This window comes from Alistipes provencensis, from assembly GCF_900083545.1.
Classification (GTDB): Bacteria; Bacteroidota; Bacteroidia; order Bacteroidales; family Rikenellaceae; genus Alistipes; species Alistipes provencensis.
Map to the genome: position 1 here is coordinate 2217890 of NZ_LT559262.1, position 18791 is coordinate 2236680.

7 protein-coding genes and 1 pseudogene are annotated in these 18791 nt (G+C 61.9%); all 8 read right to left on the reverse strand.

Annotated features, from left to right (window positions below):
- The 8 genes and pseudogenes from BN5935_RS08735 to BN5935_RS08770 all read right to left on the reverse strand — a co-directional run bounded on the left by BN5935_RS08735 (window position 1) and on the right by BN5935_RS08770 (window position 18790).
- Window positions 1–1824, reverse strand: coding sequence for an exo-alpha-sialidase (locus BN5935_RS08735; RefSeq protein ID WP_064975768.1), 1824 nt, complete (start codon window positions 1822–1824; stop codon window positions 1–3).
- A 27-nt stretch (window positions 1825–1851) separates the two neighbouring features.
- Window positions 1852–2997 carry an aldose epimerase family protein gene (locus BN5935_RS08740; protein ID WP_082944074.1) on the reverse strand — a complete coding sequence of 382 codons (1146 nt, stop codon included), beginning with the start codon at window positions 2995–2997 and terminating at the stop codon, window positions 1852–1854.
- A complete protein-coding gene (locus BN5935_RS08745; RefSeq protein WP_235821056.1) occupies window positions 2994–4382 on the reverse strand; it encodes a sulfatase family protein in 1389 nt (462 codons plus the stop codon). Before BN5935_RS08745 ends, BN5935_RS08740 begins: the two co-directional genes overlap by 4 nt.
- Window positions 4383–4395: 13 nt before the next feature.
- On the reverse strand, window positions 4396–7698 hold the full coding sequence (locus BN5935_RS08750; protein WP_064975771.1) for a DUF5107 domain-containing protein: 3303 nt from the start codon (window positions 7696–7698) through the stop codon (window positions 4396–4398).
- A gap of 24 nt (window positions 7699–7722) precedes the next feature.
- Window positions 7723–9489 carry a RagB/SusD family nutrient uptake outer membrane protein gene (locus BN5935_RS08755; RefSeq protein ID WP_064975772.1) on the reverse strand — a complete coding sequence of 589 codons (1767 nt, stop codon included), beginning with the start codon at window positions 9487–9489 and terminating at the stop codon, window positions 7723–7725.
- A 15-nt stretch (window positions 9490–9504) separates the two neighbouring features.
- Window positions 9505–12765, reverse strand: a complete 3261-nt coding sequence (locus BN5935_RS08760; protein WP_235821057.1) for a SusC/RagA family TonB-linked outer membrane protein — start codon at window positions 12763–12765, stop codon at window positions 9505–9507.
- A 60-nt stretch (window positions 12766–12825) separates the two neighbouring features.
- A pseudogene (locus BN5935_RS08765) lies at window positions 12826–14678 on the reverse strand (glycoside hydrolase family 2 protein).
- Window positions 14679–14782: 104 nt separating this feature from the next.
- Window positions 14783–18790: a hybrid sensor histidine kinase/response regulator transcription factor gene (locus tag BN5935_RS08770; RefSeq protein WP_162272064.1), complete on the reverse strand. Its 4008-nt coding sequence runs from the start codon at window positions 18788–18790 to the stop codon at window positions 14783–14785.
- Window position 18791: the final 1 nt, after the last annotated feature.

An 18791-nucleotide genomic window follows, 5' to 3' on the forward strand; every position in this document is an offset into this window, starting at 1 on the left:
TTACAGCCCTGCGATGGGTACCCAGCCTGCGATGCTGCGCGACGATGTGGGGCAGATGGCGTCCTCGCCGCCTTGGCTGTCGAACAGCACGAGGTTGACGAGAATCTCCCCCGATGCGAGGTCCAACTGCGAACGCGGCACGGCGACCTCGACCAGATAGCCGTTGTCCGTGTCGCTGCTGTCCGAGATCGTGCCGTCGTAGGCGGCCTGCACCGTGACGCCCATGTCGGTTTCGCGCCAGCCTCCGGCGTAGACGTCCGTACTTTTCAGGCCGCTGTGCGACACCTTGATGCGGCGGGCGGCAGAGGTGAGCCTGTCGCCCTCGTTGGCGGGCGAGAGCAGGATGTTCACATAGTCGTCGCGCGAGATGGCTTCGTCGAGCACCTCTACGAGGAAATAGACGTTTTTGTCGTCGCACGAGCAGCGGAGCGTGGCCTGTGCCTGCGACTTCTCGCCGACGAACAGCGCGTCGTCGGTCGCCGCCCACTCCGCATTGCTGCCGTCGACGCTGACGCTCCGGCGGGTTGCCGTAATGCGGTGGTTGAGCTCGAAGCGGGCCAGTGCGATCGTGATGTCGCCGGACTTTTCGCTGTTGCGCATCGCCGCGATCACCTCGTGGCCGCCGTTCAGCTCCATGCAGCCCCACGAACCCCTGCCCGGCAGGGCGACGAACGGTTCGCCGAACGTGCGGGCTTCGGCGTCGCCGAGACGCATGTTCATGTGGCTCGAAAGTCCGTATGAAACAAGTGTTTCGCCCGACGGGAATTGCACGAGGAAAGGTGCCGCACCGTCGAAAAGGTTGCTCTGGCGGTCGGCAGGGCCCGTTTCGTCCCCTTCGAGGCGGGGCCACTGCCCCTCGTTGTCGGAATAGGCGAACGAGATGGCGTAGGAGGTGTTCCCGTTGACGCAGCTCACGGACGATTCCACTGCCGCAGCGAGCTTGTCGCTGTTGTTGAGGCGCACGACGACCGGCATCTGGTCGGTGTAGTAGGTGGCGCCCTTGTCGCTGTTGTACCAGTGCTGGCGGATGACCCGGTAAGGGGTTTGGTTGAGCCCCGGGGACCAAGTCACGCCGTTGTCCGTCGATACGACCATGGCTGTGCCGGAGTGTCCGCCGGAAATCCACTGCCGGCTTTCCGAAAAATAACATTGCAGTTCGCCCGAGGGGAGCTGGATCATGTGCGGCTCCCAGTTCAGACCGTGGTAGATCTCCTGCGGGGCGCTCCACGTCCTGCCGTTGTCCGTGCTGCGGAGCATGACGATGCCGTGGTCGTATTGGCACTCCTCGTACTTGACGCTCATGTTGGCCCGGTAGGAGGCGAAGGCCACGAGGTCGCCGTTCGACAGCACGATGGCGTTGGGGTTGGTGAAGACCCGCTTGTCGGGATTGCCGCGTGAATTGGTGATGACATAGCGCTCGAGAAACAGCCCCCGGCCGGTCCAGTTTTCCAGATCGGGACTCGTGGCATAATAGATGTCGAAGCCGTTCGCGTTCCCCTGACCGCCGTAATGGTTGAACAGGATGTAGGAACCGTCGGACAGCTTTTTGATGCGTGCGTAGTTCGGGTTGTCGTTGCCCGTGACGTTCTGTCCGAGGTTGATGTAGCTGCGGTAGTTCATTTTGACCGACGATTGTGCGGTTACGTCGGCGTGGGAGTTGATCTCGTCTGCGCCCCGGTTCAGTTGTCCGATGGGTGTCAGGGTCAGTTCCTGCGGTTCGGAGGCTCCTCCCCGGTTCGGTCCGGGGGCGTCGTCCGAGTCGCTGCAGGCCAGTACGCCGAGACTGAGCACCGTCAGGGCGAGTTTCGTGATGGTTTGTTTCATGATGTTCGGTTCATTGGGGTTCCGGGGCTATTTGGCGTAGAACCGGAACTCGGTGGTTGAATGATAGGTTTCGCCGGGACGGAGCACGGCCGACGGGTATTCGGGGTGGTTCGGCGAGTCGGGATAGTGGAGCGTTTCGAGCAGCATGCCGCCGAATTTCTCCACCGCCCGGCCGCCCTTGCCCACGACCTTCGGGGAGAAGAGCCGTCCGGTGTAGGTCAGCAGTCCGGGTTCCGTGGTCCGGAGTTCGATTCCGCGGCCGCTGCGCGGCTCCCACAGGTCGGCGGCCCGGGCCAGTTCGCCCGTCTGGCTGCGGAGCATCCAGCAGACCGAGAATCCGCGCATCGTGCGCAGGTGCTCGTTGGGGGTGTCGATGGCGTAATCAACGCGGTGAGGCTCCCGGAGGTCGAAGGGGGTGCCCTCCACAGGCTCCGACGGTCCCAGCGGCACGAAGCGCGCGTCGTTGGGCAGGTAGCGGTCCGCCTCGACCTGCATTATGTGATCCATCACATAACCGCCGTCGTCCACGCCCTTGAGGTTGAAGTAGGTGTGGTTCGAGAGGTTGACGACGGTCGGACGGTCGGTCGTGGCCGTGTACTCGGCCCGCCAGACGTTGTCCTTCGTGAACCAGTAGGTGACCGTGCAGGCGAGGTTGCCCGGATAGCCCTCCTCGCCGTCGGGGCTGAGACGCGTGAAGCGTACGCCCGCGCGGTCCGCCTCCACGAGCGGCTCGGCCTGCCACATCACCCGGTCGAAACCCTTGTCGCCGCCGTGCAGGTGGCCGGGGCATCCGGCCAGACGCTCGTTGGCGGTGAGCCGCACGGTGTCGCCGTCGAGCGGGAACGAGGCGTTGGCGATGCGGTTGCCGTAGCGGCCGATCAGGGCGCCGAAGAAGCGTTCGCTTCCGGTCTCGAAGTCGCGGATGTTGTCGTATCCCGGCACGATGTCGGCGATCATGCCGTTGCGGTCGGGAACGCAGATCCGCACCACGCGGCAGCCGTAGTCGATGACATCCATCGAGGCGCCGTTGCCGCTTTGGAGCCGGTAGAGGGTGACCTCTTCGCCGGACGAGAGCTGTCCGAACGGAATGCTCTCCACGGAGGGCGTGCCTGCGGTGCAGGCGGTCAGGACCGCCATTGCACCGCAAACAGCCGCAAGGATGATTTGTTTCATGGCCGGACGGTTTTTTGTGCGGGGCGGTTCGCCGGTTTGTTTTGTTCCGTATCGGCTCCGATGCCCGGATCGCCCTGCTCGTGCATCCATTTCTTCAGCGCCCGGAACAGCCGGGCCTGTATGCGGGCATACTCCTTTTTACCGGCTAAGTTGGTCAGCTCCCATGGGTCGGCCTCCGTGTCGTACAACTCGAACTCCGGACGATGGTACCACCGCCCGACGATGAATTTCGCATGTTCCGTGTCGGTCGCTTTCCACGATTTGAGCCACAGCTCGTTTTCCATGTTTTTGGCGATCATCCTCTGATCGGGGGTCAGGTTCCAGACCAGCCGGTAGCGGCCGTCGCCCGCTGCGCGGATGGGATAGGGAGGTCCCGACGGGTAGTTGTCGTGGAGGTGGAAGGCGTATTTGCGGTGACGGTCGCTGCGCCCTTCGAGGAGCGGCGCGATGCTGCGGCCGTCCATCTCGCGGCCGGGATTACCGCCTGCCAGCGCCACGAGCGTCGGCAGGATGTCTTCGTACTGCACGATGGCGTCGGTCGTGCGGCCCGGGCGGATATGGCCGTCCCAGCGGGCGATCATCGCCGCGTGCACCCCGGCGTTCCAGTTGGTCCACTTGGCGCCCGTGAGCTGCGTCCCCTGTTCCGAGAGGAAGATCACCAGCGTGTCGTCGAGCAGTTCCCGCTCCCGCAGTACCCGCACGACGTCGCCCACCTCCCGGTCGAGCAGGTCGATTTCGGACAGATAGGCCGCATAGCTTTTGCGCGTCTGCGGCGTATCGACGAAATGGGGCGGCAGAACCAGTTTCCCGAGGTCGAATTTCGAAGGATCGCCGCCCGTCCACGGAACGTGCGGGTTGACCGAGGCCACTACCAGACAGAAGGGTTCTTCACGGTCGCGCGAAATGAACTCCTCGACCCCCTTCATCGTGTGCGAAGGGTCTTTCGTCAGGCAGTTGACCGCGAATCCGGGGACCCGTTCGAACGGGAAGGCCTCTTTCGGATGGATATGCCATTTCCCCGCCAGCCCCACCCGGTAGCCGAGCCGCGCAAGACGTACGGGCATGGTCTCGACCCCTTCGCGGATCGCGCTGAGGTTGTAGTGCCCGCCGTTGCGGATCGGATACATGCCCGTATAGAGGCAGTGGCGTGTGGGCACGCTCGTCGATACGGAATTCCATGCGTTCGTGAAGCGCATGCCTGCACGGGCCAGCGAGTCGATGTGCGGCGTGCGGTTGTTGACCGCACCGTAGCAGCCGATGTCGTACCAACTGCAATCGTCGGCGAGGATGACGACCATGTTGGGCCGCTTCTGGGCCGCGGCCTGCTGCCCGGTCAGGGCAGCGGCCGCGAAGCCTCCGAGCATCAGTGTTCGTTGAAGATTCATTTTTGCAGTCCGTTTATTGTTTCAACTCCCGGAGCATCACCGACGACCAGAGGTTGTCGGGCTTCAGCTCCACGGATTTCGCGAAGCATTTCCGGGCTGCGTCCCGGTTGCCGAGTCCCAGCTCGCCGAGCCCCAGCGTGTAGTAGGCCTTGGTGTTGATCGTTGCCACGGTCTTGCCCGTGGTGCCCTCGGCGCCGTAGAAATTCACATAGCTTTCGACGATACCGGCTTTCCCGGCTTCGGTGAGCGCTTCGAAGAGGGCTTTGGCCTCGGCCTTTTTGCCCAGTTTTTCGAGCGCGAGGCCCTGCCAGTAGCGGTAGTCGGTCTTCTTGACGTTCACCGCCGCGGCCTTCTTGTAGTTCAGCATGGCTTTGGACCGGTTGCCCGTCCGCTCGTAAGCGCTGCCGATGAACCAGTAGATCTGGGCGTCGCGGGGCGTGCGCTGGTCTACGAGGAACACCTGATGGTTTTCCGGGTAGTCGAAGGCGCTTTCGAAGAGCTCGAGGGCCTCTTTCCGCTGTCCTGCGGCGAATTTCTCCTCCCCGGCCAGCAACAGGGCGTCGACATAGACGTCGTGGAAGTTGGCGACGCCTTCGCGCGTCGGGAAGTAGCACTCTTTCAGCAGCTTGAGCACATAGTCGTAATCCCCGACGAAGATACCTGCGGAGACCTCTCCGGCCAGCGGGGAGTAACGCTTCGTGCAGACGTCGTGGTGGCTCTTCAACAGGTCGTAGCGCACCTGCACGTCCTCGCCCTTGGCTTCGTAGACCTGATCGATCTCCTCGAGGAAGAGCGCCTCTTCGGGAGCCAGCTCGATGGCCTTGCGGTAGTATTTCACCGCTTGGTCGTAGTTCTTCGTGTGCAGCCAGTGCGCCCATCCGAGGTTGCGCCATGCCATGGCGAACGAGGGCTCTTTGGCGATGCACTGCTCCCATTCGGCCATCGCGCGGTCGGGCTGCTTGTTGTAGTAGAGGTTGCCCGTATAGTAGTAGGGCTTGTAGCTCTGGGGGCAAAGCTCTTTGGCCCGCTCCAGTACGGCGACCGTCTCCAGCCGGAACGGGTTGCAGCGGTCGGTCGGGATCGCCAGCGCCGCCGTGAAGTACTCCTTCTCCGCGGCTTTGTCGCCGGCCTTGCCGGTCAGGTAACCCAGCCACATCTTGACGGTGGGGTAGGCTTTCCGGGCGTCGATCTGTCTGAGCAGTTTCACGGCCGTTTCCGGGAATCCGTTGTGGAGGTAGGCGAGGGCCAGTTCGAGGTACGATTCGGGCTCGTCGCGCATCAGCGTTTCGAAATAGTCGTCTTCGCCCAGCAACTGCTGTTCGCAGGTGGCGTAGGCGTTCACGGGGTCGGCTTCCAATACGCGTTTCACGCAGGCCGAGGCGCCTGCCTTGTCGCCCTGCGAGCGCAGAAGGGTGGCTTTCAGGTTCAGGGCGCTGAAGTTGTTGGCGTTGTAGGTGATGGCTTCGTCCAGCCGCTCGAGCGCCATCGGGATGTCACCCTGCGCCACATAGAGCTGTGCCAGTTGGAAATTGCCTGCCGAGTTGTAGTTGTAGTTCCAGACGGCGCGGTAGAGCGTGTCCATCGCCGCCTCGACCTTGCCCTCCTGCTTGAGGATCAGGCCTAAGTTATACATCGCTTCGCAGTCCTTCGGACGGGTGTAGTCTTTGGTCTGGCGCTTGATCGCCGTGCGCAGGTAGCGGGCGGCCTTTTCGTTGTCGCCGCGCTGACGCCACCAGACGCCCATCTGCGTGTTGGCCCGTGTGTCGCCCGGATCGCGGCGCAGGACCTCCTCGAAATAGTCCGTGGGGTCGATGAACGGGTTGTGGAACTGCAGGTTGCGCATGCCGACAAGGTAGCATTCCTCGGTGTTTTCGATCTGTTCGGGGAGTAGCGGACGGTCCACGATCTCCGGCAGCGGCTTGTTCGGGTCGTGCTCCACGGGCGAGTAGGCCAGCAGCTCCTTGCCTGCGGCGTCGGTGAGCGTGATCCGCAGGTCGGTGGGCTTGATGTTCTTGTCGATGGCGACGGTCTCCACGAACGGTGCGTCGGGTGCGAGATCCGTCTGCCGCGTGAAGAGTGTCCGGCCGCCCGCCGTGAGCGTGACGGTCATCTTCGGCAGTTTCTCCGTGGCGTTGACGCCTATCAATGCCTTGCCCGGGGCCACGAGATCGAGGTTGAGGGCCGCCTGCCGGTTGCCGGTCTTCACGCCGCCGATGTCGCGCAGTCCGTACCAGTAGTGGGTGAACTCCTTCACCTCGTAGGGGGCGCTCCAGTTGTAGTCGGGCTGGTTGTCCGAATAGGCGCCCACCATCAGCTCGCAGTAGTGGCCGTCGTTGTCAGTCAGGATGCGGGTGTCCCACTCCGAGTTGGGGCCCCAGAGCCAGAATTTGCCGCCCTTGACGATGTGGTGGTTGCCCGCCAGCATCGTGCCGGCCTTGCGGCCGTGGTCGTACCCGGCGATGAAGTCCTCCTTGAGATCGTGCACGAACATCGAGTTGGACATGAAGTGGTTCTTCCACCACGAGGCATCGATACCGTTGGCGTATTCGTCGATGCCGTTGAACGGCTCGTGAGTAACGGGCCAGTGCGCGAACCAGTTCTTGCAGTGGAAGGTCACGAACTCGGTGCTTTGGGGGAAGATGATCTGGTAGTTCTCGTCCACGAGCGTCGAGACGTTCGACCAGTAGAGCATCGAGTTGTCGTTCTCGGTCGAGTTGACCAGCCGTCCGGTGATCTCCATGTAGGATTTGCCCGGATGGAGCGTGATGCCGATAGCCCACGACATGCGGTGACGGAGTTCGGTTTCGCCGACCCAGATGGTCTTGCTGCCGTCCTCGTTCTCGACGATGCGGTAGTCGCACGGGATGTTCGACGTGGCGCGGTGGTGGTGGAAAACGTTCCACTCGACGCCGCCCGAGATCCAAGCGCCCGTCATGCCGACGTTCGCCGGCTTGACCACATGCTGGTGGTAGAAGATGTCGTAGCCGTTGGTCTTGTCGATGGCGTAGAACAGCCGTCCGCCGATCTCCGGCAGTACGCACAGTTCGACGTATTCGTTCTCGAGATAGAGGGCCTTGTAGCTCACCGTCTTTTTGTCGCGCGTCATGTTGTCGTCGAGCGGATAGGGGTAGACCGAGCGGCGTGCCCGCTGGTAGGACCAGTCGCGTTCGAAGATGGGCGCCGTTTCGGCGGCGTTGAGCACATAGGTGGGGAGTTCGAGTGTCCCCTCCCGGGCCGTAACTGCGGTTTGCTGAGCCCGGGCGCCGACCGCAATGCCGGCAAGCAGACCGAGTGTCATCAGGATTTTTCGTTTCATCGGATATTCGGTTTATGTGTTTTATTAATGCCAGTTGTCGTTTTGGACGAGGTTGGGATTCTTTTCCCGTTCGGACGAGGGTACGGGCCATTTGAGGTAGGCCGAACCGCCCCATTTGTATTCGTATACGGGGGCTCCCCAGCACTCCAGCAGACCGTTTCCGTCGGCGAATTTGTCCGTCTGCCATGTGCCCCAGCGGAGTTCGTCGCAGTAGAGCTGCTCCTCGCAGGCCAGCTCCCATTTCTTCTCGTTGCGGATGCGCGGGCGCAGTTCGTCGGCACTGGTCACGGCGACATGGGTGTTGCCCGGGGTGTTGAGCTCCGCGACGCCCGCGCGTTTGCGGACTTGGTTCACATAGCCCGCGGCCTCGCCGTAGCGTCCCTGCTCGTTGACAGCCTCTGCGAGGCAGAGCAGCACGTCGGCATAGCGGAAGATCGGCACATCGACCGGATTGTACTGGATGTGTGCAAATTCGTTGCCCGAGGTCACGAATTTGCGGATCGAGTAGAGCATGTAGCTGTTCGAACGGGTTTCGAGGTCGAGCGACGGGGCCGCGCTGGAGCGGAAGGGCCACCGCAGCGTGTAGGTCAGCTCCGCGCCCGAGGCGCCTCCCTTGTAGGTCGAATAGGGGGTGATGACCGTCGCCTCCAGACGCGGGTCGCGGTCGGTGTAGGCTGCCCGGATGCGCGCTTCGTTACCCGTCTCGAGGTATTTCGAGAGGTCGGCTCCGTAGGTCTGCATCGTCGAGCTCTCGGTGGAGGTCATGTTGTCGCGCAGGAAATAGACGCTGCGGGCCTTGGGCTGCATGGCGTCGTAGCCGTCGATCACGTCGTCCCAGTCGAAGGGCCTGCCGTCGGCCCACTCGTAGGAGTCGACGAAGCGGGCGTTCATGAAGAACGACGAGTTGCCGTTGCCCTTGGTGACCATGTTGCCGTAGGTGTAGCTGAAGACGTTGCCGAAACCGTCGACATCCTCCATCTGGGCACTGAAAATCATCTCGTCGCACTTCTCGTTGGCCAGCTTGAACAGGTCGGCATAGTCGCCCTGATAGAGTTCGTAGCCCAGTTTTCCGACCTCGAGGAAGTCCTTCTCAGCCTCCTCCCACTTCTTCTGCCACAGGTAGACCTTCCCGCGCAGCGTGTAGGCCGCTCCCTTGGTCACGCGACCGTAGCCGCTGTCGCTCGATTTGTACTTGCCGGGCAGCTCCTCGCAGGCGATGCAGTCGTTCAGATCGTCGATGATGACGCCCCACACCTGCTCCTCCGACGAGCGGGCGCGGGTGTACTCCCCGGGAGCGAGGTTCTCCAGATAGACCGGAACGCCCCGCCAGAGGCAGTTGAGGCGGTAGTAGTGGAAGGCGCGCAGGAATTTGCACTCGGCGATGCGCTGGCGTTTGAGGGCGTCGCTCATCGTGGGGCACGAAGCGATGTTGTTGATCACGTCGTTGGCGCGGTTGATGCCCTCGTAGAAACGTTTCCAGTAGGTCAGAAACGAGGCGTCGTTGGGTTGAATGGTCCCCGTGAGGTAGGAGTAGTTGAGGTAGACCATGCCCATCGACGGGTCCATGACCGAAGAGAAGGCGTCCCAGTTGAGGCGCGAGCGGGTGCCGTCGATGTAGTCGTAGAGGAGGTTGCTGTAGGCGCCGACGACGACCGATTCGGCCAGCGTGGTGGTCGAGAACGCCGTGCCGGAGCTGACCTCGTCGTAGGACGAGAGGTCCAGAAAGTTGTTGCAACCGGCGAGCGCGAGCGTCAGGGCCGACCCGATGAATGTCTTATGTAAATGCTTCATAGTAGGCTGGAGGATTTAGAATTTGATGTTGAGGCCGATCGAATATTGCTTCAGGCTGGCGTAGTAGTTCATCGTGTCCGAGAATTCGGGGTCCATGCCCGGATAGTCGGTGATGGTCCAGAGGTTCTCGCCGCTGAGGTAGACGCGGACGTCCTGCAGGCGAATCTTCCGCAGCCACTTCTTCGGCAGCGTGTAGCCGACGGTCAGGTTCTTGAGCTTCAGGTAGTCGCCCTTGTAGAGCCAGTGCGACGAGTAGTTGGTGCCGCCGTTCTGTTCCGAGCCGTAGTTCATCGTCAGGCGGCCGTGCTTCGACGTGAGGTTTGTGCGCGGGTCGGCGGGGTTCTCCGGATCGAAGAAGTAGTGGTCGTAGGCGATCTCTTTGGAGATGGTCGTGTCGCCGCGCGTGGAGTAGGAGTTGAACCCGAGGTAGCGCCAGTAGATCGAGAAGCCTCCGGCCCCGGCCCACGTCATCGAGAAGTCGATGCCCTTCCACGCCAGATCGACTTGGAATCCGTAGTAGTATTTCGGGGTCATCGAGACGTTCTGGAACGTGTAGTCGTTCTCGTTGCCGTAGATGCCGTCGCCGTTGGTGTCGGCATAGAGGTAGTCGCCGTACCAGATGCCCTTCTTGCCGATGGTCTGGCTGGGGAGGAACGTGTTGCCGGCGGCGATCATCGCCCGGGCCCACTCCATGTCCTGCTCGGTGCGGATCATGCCGTCGCGCGGACCGCCCTGCGGGTTGACCGAGCCGTCGCCGAAGAAGTAGCTGCCGTTGCCCTTGTAGGTGTCGAGCAGGTAGAATTCGTTGATGGCCTTGCCCTCCATCACGCGGCGCGTGGTGCCTACGGCCGTGGTGACGTCGCCGAGGTTGGTGTCGTAGACACGCGTGCCGTCCTCGCCGGTCACCCAGCCCGCCTTGAGGCGTCCCTTGTACTTGGTCACCTCGTTGAAGTTGCGCGTGAAGTTGGCCGAGATGCCGTAGGAGAACTCCTTGACCCGGTCGCGCCAGCCGAGTGTCAGCTCCAGACCGTTGTTGGTCACTTCGCAGAGATTCTGGTTGGGGGCGCTCTTCTGGCCGATGGTGGCGAAGATCGGGGCCTGATAGAGAATGCCGTCGGTTACCTTGTTATAGTAGTCCATTTCGAAGGTGAGGCGGTTGTGCAGTACGCCCAGCTCCAGTCCGACGTTGGTCGACGTGGTGGTCTCCCACTCCAGCAGGTTGTTCGAAAGCGAAGCCACGATGCCCGGCGACTGCTTGCCGCCGAACGAGTAGAGGTAGCCCGAGGCGTAGGTCGCCTGATACTCGTAGTTGCCGATCGAGTGGTTGCCCAGCTTGCCCCACGAGGCGCGCAGCTTGAGGTTGTCGATGCCCGAATCCTGCATGAAAGCCTCCTGCGAGATGCGCCATCCGGCCGATACCGAGGGGAACAGGCCCCAGCGCGACTTGCGGGCGAAGCGCGACGAACCGTCGTAGCGGAGGTTCGTTTCGAGGAGATAGCGGTTGTCGTAGGCGTAGGTCAGACGGCCGAAGAACGAGGCCGTAGCAAAATCGCTCTGCGTACCGTCGATGCTCGTCACGGTGGTCGCCGTGTCGAATTCCACGAGTTTGTCCTGCGCGAAGCCGGTCTTTTTGGCTTTCAGGTTCGACGTGTTGCTGTACATGGCTTCGAATCCCACGAGGGCCGTGAGGTCGTGCTTTTCGGCGAAGGTGTAGTCCCACGAGAAATTGTTCTGGAAGGTCCACCGGTAGGTACCCTTGTCGGTCTGCGTCAGGGCCAGTTTGGATAGGTCTTCGTAGCGGTAGGCCCAGTCGTTCTTCGAGAACGAGAAGGCGTTGCAGGTCTTGCCGTAGTACTTGTGTTCGGAGCTCGACCGCGCATAGTTGAACGAGACGTTGTACCTGATGCGGTAGGGGAGCTTGACGTTGGCGAAGATCGCGGCGTTGACGTAGTGACTCTTCTCCTCGCCGCCGAAGCGGTTGATGAAGTAGAGGTTGTTGCGCGATGAGGAGCTCTGCTCGGAGTTCTCCATCCAGCCGTATTTCCCGTCGTAGTAGGGGTAGATGCCCGGCGTGGCGCGCGACATGTAGCCCGAGGCTCCCGAGAAATCGCTCAGTTCGCGCGTGCCCTCGTAACCCCACAGCTTGGTGCCGATCTCCAGCCACTTGGTGACCTGCGACGAGACGTTGGTGCGCAGTTGGAACCGCTCGGTGCCGGTCCGCGCCACGACGCCCGGGTTGTTGACGTAGGAGAACGACATGAGGTATTTCGTGTTGCCCGACGAGCCGCTGGCCGAGAGGTTGTGCTTGTGGTAGACGTTGTTTTCGAACATCGCCTCCATCCAGTCGGTGTTGGGGTAGGCGACGTAGTTGGGGTAGCCCGAGTCGGCGATGCCGTTGGGGTCCTTCTCCTTTTCGCGCCAGAGGTCGATCATCGCCTGCGAGAAGGGCAGCGTGCCGTCGATGTTCTCGGCCGACTCGTTTATCAACTCCATGTAGTCGGCATAGTTCGACACCACTCCGAAGTGGTTCGCCGGGCGGTTGAAGGCCACCATGCCGTTGTACGAGATGTTGAATTTACCCGTGCCGCCCGTCTTGGTGGTGATGAGCACCACGCCGTTGGCGCCCCGGTTGCCGTAGATGGCGCACGAAGCGGCGTCCTTGAGCACCGACACCGATTCGATGTCGTCGGGGTTGACGTTGCCGATCGAGCCTTCGAAGCCGTCGACGATGACCAGCGGCGCCGAGTCGTTGAGCGTCCCGATGCCGCGGATGCGCATCAGCATCCCCTCCTGTCCGGGCTGTCCCGAGGTCTGCGAGACCATCAGGCCGGCGTTCATGCCCTGCAAGAGCTGGGCGGTCGAGGTCACGGGCCGCGACTCGGCTTCCTTGGCGTAGTTGACCGACGACACGGCGCCGGTGACGTTCACGCGCTTCTGTACGCCGTATCCGACCACCACGAGATCTTCGATGAGATTCGCCTGCGGTTCCAAGGTTACTTCGATGTGGGTGCGGGAGCCTACGCGGATTTCCTGCGTGGCATATCCGAGATAACTTATCACGAGGGTTTCGTTCGGCGAAGCGACGATCTCGAACTTGCCGTCCGAGGAGGTGCTCGCGCCGCGGGTTGTATTGGCGACAGTCACGGAGGCCCCGACGAGGGGCTTCCGGGCATCATCAAAGACAGTTCCCGTAATCCTGCCGGACTGCTGCGCGAAGGCGAAAGGCGCCACGAGCAGGAGCACGGTCAGGACGAATCGTTGTTTTGATGTAATCATAAGGCCATTGGTTGATGGTTAGTAAATTCGGTTATGCGGTTGTTGCGAAAGTTTTGCAGTCTATTGCCCGAGGCTGCGGCAGAGCCGCCGGTTCACCTCGCGCAGGCGTCGTTCGTCGACCTTCATCCGTTTGCGGTCGTAGGTCATCAGGCCGTTCACCTCGATCTCGACATCGGTGGTCTGGGTGTAGACGGCGCCCGAACACCCCGTCGGGATCAGCCGTTCGAGCATTTCGGCGTAGCGGATGTATTCGTCGGTCACCTCGCCGGCATTCTTGAAACGGACGTAGCCCCAATTCCGGTCGGGCTGCCAGAGGTGCCCTTCGAGCGGCAGGCCGATGCCGCCGTACTCGCCGATGACGTTCACCCGTCCGATGTCGAAGAGGTAGAACCGCGGGTGGGGATAGCTGTGGATGTCCAGTACCTCGCCGGCATCGGGGTAGAAGTTGCCGCCGCTGGCTGCGTTGACGATGCGCGTGGGGTCGTAGTCCTTGGTCCACCGGGCGATCTCCGCGGTCTTGAACTGCCCCCACGCCTCGTTGAACGGCACCCACATCACCACCGAAGGGTGGTTGTAGAGCTGGTCGATGATCTCCTTCCATTCGCGGCGGAACTGCTCCTCCGACCGGGCTGTGCGCTCCGCCTCCGCGCCGTTGAAATAGCGGTTGTTCTGCCACTCGGGCGAGGGGCCTCCGTTGGGCATGTCCTGCCAGACGAGGATGCCCAGCCGGTCGCAGTGCCAGTACCAGCGTTCGGGTTCGACCTTCACATGCTTGCGGATCATGTTGAATCCCAGCTCCTTGGTTTTTACGATGTCGTACACGAGCGCCTCGTCGGTCGGGGCCGTGTAGAGCCCGTCGGGCCACCAGCCCTGATCGAGCGGTCCGAACTGGAAACACTCCCGGTCGTTGAGCTGCAGGCGCAGAAATCCCTCCTTGCCGCGGACGGTGGAGTTCTTGCGCATCGCGGCGTAGCTGCCGACCCGGTCGACCGGCTTTCCGCCGCGGAGGAGCGTCGCTTCGAGGTCGTAGAGTACGGGTGTGTCGGGGGTCCAGAGCTTCATGTCGGAGAGCGTCAGCCGCAGCGGTTCCCCGGCCGCAGCGCGGGCTTCGGCGACCGTGCGCCCGTTGTCGCGGAGCGTGACCCCGACGATGTCGCCGGGCCGGGCGCCGGCGTGACCCCGACGATGTCGCCGGGCCGGGCGCCGACGGTCACGGCTTCGACGGTCAGGCTCTTCGTGTCGATGTCGGGGGTGGTGCGCAGCGCGGCGATGCGGCTTTCGGGCACGGGTTCCAGCCACACCGTCTGCCAGATGCCGGTGACGGGGGTGTACCAGATCGTCCGGGCTTCGGTCACCTGCTTGCCGCGGGGTTGCGTTCCGCGGTCCGTGGGGTCCGTGACCCGCACGGCGAGCGTCTGCTCCCCGCGTGTAAGATAAGGTGCGATGTCGATGGAAAATGCCGTGTACCCGCCTTTGTGCCCGCCGACGCGGATGCCGTTCAGGTAGATGTCGGCCTCCCAGTCCACGGCTCCGAAGTGCAGCAGCAGGGCTTCCTGCCGCCAGCCGGCCGGGACGGTGAAGCGGCGTTCGTACCACAGCACCTCGTTTTCGGTCAGGCGGCGCTGTACGCCCGAGAGCGACGACTCCACGGGATAGGGGACGAGTATCTTTCCGTCGAAGCGCTCCGGCTGCGGGGCGTCGGCCGGAAGGATGGCGTAATCCCAGAGCCCGTTGAGGTTCCGCCACTCGGGACGCACCAGCGTGGGGCGCGGGTATTCGGGTAGCGGGCAGGCGGGGTTGACTTCGTCGGCCCATGCGGTTTTGAGCTTATCGCCTGCGGGGCGCCACGCCTGCGCCGGGGCGTTCAGAATGCTCCCGGCAGCGAGCAGAAAGGTAAGGATGGTTCGGTTCATAGTAGTTTCATGTGCGGCCGGGGTTGGCGGGCCGTATCACAAATTTGGCGATTAAAGGTGAATCGGAATAGAACAAAAAATGCAATTCAGGGAACAACGCCCCGTTAATCGGCATTATGCTCCTTCATGTACTCTGCGGGGAGGATGCCATAAAACTTTTTGAAACATTTGGCGAAGTAGGAGGGGGTGTTGAATCCCACCGAATAGCACACTTCGTTGATACGACAGTGGTTTTCGGTCAGCATCTGCGCGGCCACGATGAGCCGCTTGGTGCGGATATAGTCGTTGGGCGTGGTGTCGAGCAGGCCTTTGATCTTGCGGTTGAGCGTCGACTTGCTCAGGAAAAAAGCCTCGGCCAATTGTTCGTTCGAGAAGCTGGGGTCGCTGATGTTGGCCAGAATGATCGCGTCAAGCCGCGAGAGAAACTCCTCGTCGCTGTGCGGCAGGTTGTAGAGATGTGCCGCGAGGGGCATGACCTTACTCCTGAAGGCGTTCTTCATGGCGCTCCGCTTGTCGAGGATGTTCCGGATGCAGGCCTGCAGATACTCCATGTTGAAAGGCTTTTCGATATAGAGGCTCGCGCCGCACTCCATGCCCACGACCTTCGACCGCGTCGAGGAGAGCGCCGAGAGGAGGATCACCGGGATATGCGAGGTTTCGAAATCCGCGCAGACCCGCTTGCAGAGTTCCAGCCCGCTCATGCCGTTCAGGGCGATGTCCGAGAGAATGAGGTCCGCCTCCTGCTGCCGGAGCAGTTCCAGCGCCCGCTCGGCGGTCGCGGCGGTGAATATCCGGTATTCGCCCTGTAACTTGCGTTTCAGGTAGGCCGAGAGGTCGGTGTTGTCCTCCACGATGAGCAGTGTCGGAAGTTCCGGCTTCTCCTGCTCGCCTTCGGATGCCGTCGTCGGCTCCTCTCCGTCGGCGGGCTCCGTTGCGGCGCGGCGCAGGGGCAGCGTGAGGATGAAATCGGTGCAGGTCGTGTTGTCGTCGAGCACGAGTTGTCCGCCGTGCAGTTCGGCGAGGGTGCGGGCCAGCGAGAGTCCGATGCCGACGCCCTTGGCATCGTTGCCGTACTGCACGAAAGGTTCGAATATCCGGCTGCGGTGCTCTCCGGGGATGATCGGGCCGTCGTTGCGGATCGAGACCACGGCATTGTCGCCGACTCTTTTGGCCTCGACCTCGATGTACGACTCGGCGTATTTCAGGGCGTTGTGCAGCAGGTTGTTGAGTATCTTGTTCAGTCCCGGTTCGTCGGCGAGGATGAAGAGCTGTTCATCCTCGTGGCTGAATGTCAGCCGGAGGTTGCTGTCCTTGGCCGTCTCCGCGAAGTTGAAGCAGAGGAAGCCGATCTTCTCGATCAGGTCGAGATTGCCGCAGTTGAGCATGTAGCCGTGGCACTCGATCTTCACGAAATCGAGCAGTTCCTTCACCAGTTGCGAGAGGTATTCGGTGTTGTTGTTGATGACCATCAGGTCTTCGCGGACCTCTCCGCCGCACTCCCCGGAAGCGAGGATGTTTTGCAGCGGCGTGCGGATGAGCGTGAGCGGGGTTTTGATTTCATGGACGATGTTCGAGAAGAACGACATTTTCTCGTTGAACAGCTCGATCTCGCGGGTCCGCTTGTATTCGTCCTGCCGCCGCCGCTCGCGTTTCATGGCCCTGCGGTAGAAGTAGTGCGACACGAGGATGCTCGCAACGATCAGCAGCAGGACGTAGAGCAGGATCGCCGGCGTCGATTTGTAGAAACGCTGGGCCACCGTGATCTCCACGGCGGGATGTCGGTCGTTCCAGATGCCGTTGCTGTTGACGCCCTTGACCTGCAGGCGGTAACTGCCTGCGGGGATGTTCGAATAGAAGATCCGGTTGCTTTCCGGGACCTTCCGCCAGCGGGTGTCGTAACCTTCGAGCCGGCAGAGGATGGTGTTGCTCGCCGGCGAGGCGAACCCGAGCAGTGCGAATCCGAACCCGAAGGAGTTCTGACGCGCGTTGAGGGCGATGTGCTGCGTCCGGTCGATGTTGCACGTCAGGGGCGACCCCTCTTCGCCCGCCTTCACGATCCGTTCGCCGATGCGCAGGTCCGTGATGACGATCTCCGGGACGCGCGTGTCGGTGTGGAACGTGCGGGGATTGAAGCGGATGAATCCGTCGGACGATCCGAAATAGAGCGTGCCGTCCGAAGTCTTGAATCCGGCGTTGTAATTGAATTCGTTGTTGAGCAGTCCGTCGGTGGTGGTGTAGGCCTTGGTCTCCAGCGTGGCGGGCGTGAAGCAGATCAGTCCTTTGTTGGTGGAGATCCAAAGATTGCCGCTGTCGTCCTCGATGATCCGGTAGTTGATGTCGCTCGGAAGATTCCCCCCCCCGAGCAGGGCTTGGTCGTAAACGACGAAATCGTCGTTTTGTTCGTCGTAGAGACAGAATCCCGCGCTGAAGGTCGTCGCCCAGATACGTCCGATGCTGTCCCGGAATACCGAGAGCACCTTGTTGCTCGGCAGCGAACGCGGATTGCCTGCCGCGTAAGTGTAGCTGCGCACGATCGTCCCCGCCGCAGGGTCGTAGCGGATGAGCCCGTTGGCATAGGTGGCCACCCACAGGTCGCCGGAGATATCTTCGGTGATGTCGGTGACGAACATGCCCTCGAAAACGGGAATGGACGAGAAAGTGTCGCCTGCCCGGTCGTAGCGCAGCATGCCGAGCGTCGTGCCCACGAGCAGGTCGCCCTCCGTGGTCTTGTAAATGCTGTATATCTTGTTGTCGTGCAGGCTCGACGACTCGTCCCGGCGGCTGTAAACCTTCACCGCCCCGGTCTTCAGGTCCAGTCGGTAGAGTCCTTGGAATGAGCCCAGCCACAACTTTCCGTCGTCGCAGTCGATGCCGAAAAGGGTTTCGGGAAGCTGTTTGTTCCGGTATTTCCGTAGTTCTTTGGTCTTGAGCGAGTAGGTCATCAGCCCCGATTTCTCGGTGGTGATCCAGAGCCGTCCCTCGCCGTCGTCGGCGAATCCACGCACGAGACAGTTGGCGAGCGGTTCGCCCCCGACGATGTAATATTTGTCGAAATTCTGGTGAAAAGCCCCCGAGTAGTTCACCCCGCCGGCGTTGGTGCCGATCCAGATGCCGTCGGAATCGTCGACCAGCACCGAAAGCGTGTGGCTGTCCGAGAGTGAGAACTTGTCCTGCCGGTCGGCCGTCAGGTGGAGGGTCTCGCCGCTGCCGGGGCGGTAGACGTAGGTGCCCTTGGTAGTGGCCGCCCACAGCTCGCCGTCGCGTCCCGAAAAGAGCGATTCGGGGACATAGCGGTTCTCGGCGTTGGGGATCAGCGTCCGGATTTTGTTGCTCCGGGGCGCGATTTCGCAGACGCCCTTGTCGACGCTGGCCACATAGAGCGTGTTGTAGGGGCTTTCGATGATCTCGATGATGTTGTCGTTGCGGAAGAGCTGCCCGCGGTCGCCGAACTCCACGGGAGTCGCCTCGGTCAGCGTCTTGTCGGCGTGGTAGAGGTTCGAGAAGTAGAGCGAGAGCCAGCACTCGTTGTTCACGTCGAAGCAGAATGAGGTGATATTCGCCGGAAGCGTCTGCCTCCCCGCTTCCACGAAGTAGTTTTTCAATGTGCCGCTTTCGGGGTCGCAGGAGAAGAGCCCTTGGTTGTTGACAGCCATCCAGATCATGCCCTGCCGGTCTTTTTTGATGGTGGTCACCTTGTTGTGGATTACCGTGCCCCGGTCGCTGGGCGTGTCGAGCGCCCTGAAACGGTCGGTCGCGGCGTCGTAGAGCACCACGCCGCTGTCGGTGCCGATCCAGATATTGCCCCGGTCGTCTTCGCAGAGCGAGACGATGAACCCGGAATTTCCGCCGAGTTCGTTCTTGTGGAAGGTCCGGAACCGCATGCCGTCGTAGCGGTTGAGCCCGTCCGAGGTCCCCAGCCAGATGAATCCCCGCGAATCCTGAATGATGGCGTGTACGCAGTTGTAGGAGAGTCCGCTGTCGGTGGTTTTCAGGTGGGTGAAATAGCGCGAACCGGGGTTGACCGCCCCTGCCTGCGGAACAGCCGCGAAAAGGGCCAGCAGGCATAGGAATATGCCTGCCGCCCTTGTCGCTGTCTGTCTGTTCGGTCTCACG